Source organism: Acetobacter garciniae (assembly GCF_017377735.1).
Classification (GTDB): Bacteria; Pseudomonadota; Alphaproteobacteria; order Acetobacterales; family Acetobacteraceae; genus Acetobacter; species Acetobacter garciniae.
Genome location: NZ_JAFVMH010000029.1, coordinates 1 through 2,599, shown reverse-complemented (window position 1 = coordinate 2,599; position 2,599 = coordinate 1). Strand labels below are relative to the sequence as shown.

3 protein-coding genes are annotated in these 2,599 nt (G+C 62.9%); all 3 read left to right on the top strand.

Features of this window, described 5'->3' with window-relative positions; all coding sequences use genetic code 11:
• Nucleotides 1-59 precede the first annotated feature (59 nt).
• Entirely contained in the window at nt 60-548 is a 489-nt protein-coding gene (gene tnpA, locus J2D77_RS17015; protein WP_052279943.1) for an IS66-like element accessory protein TnpA, read from the top strand.
• Nucleotides 545-892 (top strand): IS66 family insertion sequence element accessory protein TnpB, encoded by a 348-nt coding sequence (tnpB, locus tag J2D77_RS17010; protein WP_019092242.1) that lies wholly within the window; start codon nt 545-547, stop codon nt 890-892. Before tnpA ends, tnpB begins: the two co-directional genes overlap by 4 nt.
• A gap of 65 nt (nt 893-957) precedes the next feature.
• Nucleotides 958-2,568 (top strand): IS66 family transposase, encoded by a 1,611-nt coding sequence (tnpC, locus tag J2D77_RS17005; protein WP_095351979.1) that lies wholly within the window; start codon nt 958-960, stop codon nt 2,566-2,568.
• Nucleotides 2,569-2,599: the final 31 nt, after the last annotated feature.

The following is a 2,599-nucleotide window of genomic DNA, read 5'->3' as shown; positions in this document are numbered from 1 at the left end:
GTAAGCTCCCGGCGACTGACGCCTTGCTGAATATTTCTGGTCTGGTTCAGCTATGAAGCATGAACGATTTAAGAGATAGGGACGCGGTACTACCTGCGAGTGTCGCAGGTAGTACCGCAGAGAGGCTCCAAAGGAGCGGTAGAGAGACCGATGAGCGGGACAGGCTGGCGGACGCCTCGCGGATCGAAATCGTTTCGGATCGCCGCCGCTGGCACGCCCCTGAATTTCGCGCGCGAGTGGTCATCGCGTCCTACGAGAGCCGACGCCCCATAAGGGAGGTGGCTGCACAGTATGGGATCCATCCCAGTCTGGTGTTTCGTTGGCGGCGAGAGGCTCGGGCCAAAGCGCAGGCCAAAGGCGGGACATCGTTCATACCTGTCATGGTGGCCCCGGCCCCCGAGCCGCAGCCATTGGAGCGTCGGAGAGAACAGGGAACGCTGTCCGGCCGAGCCGTCAGCCTGGTCTTTCCGGACGGTGTGCGGCTGGAGTTCGACACAGGGCTGTCCGCTGATCGTCTGCGTGAGATTGTGGGCGCACTGCGGTCATGATCCCGCTTCCCTCCACGCTGAGGATATGGCTGGCAGCCGGCGTGACCGATATGCGCCTGGGGATGCCCGGGCTGGCGTTGAAGGTCCAGGAAGCACTGGGTCGTGACCCTTTCGCGGGTGACGTCTATGCCTTCAGGGGCCGACGCGGCGACCTGGTGAAACTGATCTGGCACGATGGGATCGGCCTTTCCTTATATGCGAAGCGGATCGAGCGCGGGCATTTCCTGTGGCCTTCGGCAAAGGACGGAGCGATCCATCTCTCCCCGTCACAATTGACTTGTCTGCTGGAGGGTGTGGACTGGCGCAATCCGCAGAAAACATGGAGACCTGAACTGGCGGGATAATAAAAACTGCGTCAGGCCAGTATATACTGGTACCCTTTTGAGTGCCCATGTGATCAACTGCCTTCATGACGGGAGACACGGACGACATCATCGCCTTGCGCGCAGCACTTGCCGCTGCCGAGGCGCGTGCCCAGGTCGCCGAACTCCGGGCGTCTACTGCCGAAATCCGGGCCACTGATGCAGAAGCACGCGCGGCCAGCGCCGAAGCGCAGATTGCCCATCTCAAACATCTTATCGCGCGGATGCGCCAGGACCGTTTCGGTGCCTCGTCGGAACGGGGGCGCCGCCTGCTGGCCCAGCTCGAACTCGAATTGGAAGAGCTGGAGACGACACTCGCCGAGGACGCGCCCGAAAATGCGGCGGATCCCGCCGTCCGTGCGACAGCACCCAGGAGCAACCGGGGGCGCCAGCCCCTGCGTGCCGATCTGCCGCGCGAGCGGGTCGTCATCCCCGCACCGACACAGTGTCCGTGCTGTGGCAGCGATCGTCTGAGCAAACTGGGGGAGAGCGTCACCGAGACGCTGGAGGTGATCCCGCGCCAGTTCAAGGTCATCCAGACGGTGCGGGAGAAGTTCACCTGCCGGGACTGCGAGAGCATCACCCAGCCACCCGCCCCTTTCCATCCGATCGCGCGCGGACGCGCCGGCCCATGGCTGCTGTCGACCATCCTGTGCGACAAGTTCCTGCAGCATCTGCCGCTGAACCGCCAGAGCGATGCCTTTGCCCGCGAAGGGATCGATCTCGACACATCAACGCTGGCCGACTGGGTGGGAGCCTGCACCGCGACGCTGGCCCCCCTGACTACGCTGATCCGGGCGCATGTGCTGGCGGCACAACGCCTGCACGCGGATGACACCACCGTGCCGGTTCTGGCGAAAGGCCGGACAGTCACCGGACGATTGTGGAATTACGTGCGTGATGATGGTCCATTTGGTGGGCCAGCACCGCCAGCCGTCTGGTTCCGGTATTCCCGGGACCGCAAGGGCGAACATCCCACGGACCATCTCACCGGCTGGACCGGCATTCTGCAGTCAGACGCCTATGCGGGTTACAATACTCTGGCGAAACCGGGACGCCAACCCGCGCCGGTTGTCTCCGCCGGATGCTGGGCCCACGGACGCAGAGGGCTGTTCAAAATCGCCGAGAGGGACAAGGCGCCCCTCGCCATAGAGGCAGTAGGCAGGATCGACGCCATATTCCAAGCCGAGCGCACCATCAACGGTACGCCCCCAGAACATCGGCTGGCAGTCCGTCAAACAGACATAGCCCCTCTGGTCGACGATCTGTTCGACTGGATGCGGGAGTGTTGCCGGCGCATGTCGAGCAAAAATCCCGTTACCCACGCCATGAACTATTTTCTACGGCGTGCCGATACATTCACACGATTCCTCACAGATGGCCGTATCTGTCTGACGAACAATGCAGCAGAACGCGCCCTGCGCGGCATCGCCCTAGGCAGGAAAGCCTGGTTGTTCGCCGGGTCCGATCGTGGCGGAGAGCGCGCCGCCGCCATGTATTCCCTGATCGTCACCGCGCGCCTGAACGATGTCGATCCCCATGCATGGCTCGCTGATGTCCTGGCACGGATCAATGACATCCCCAATCCACGCCTCCATGAACTCCTGCCCTGGCACTGGAAAGCCCACCAGCAGGTCCACAATACCATCGCCGCCTGAATACGCCCGCGTCTCCCGCCGGATGCTTACG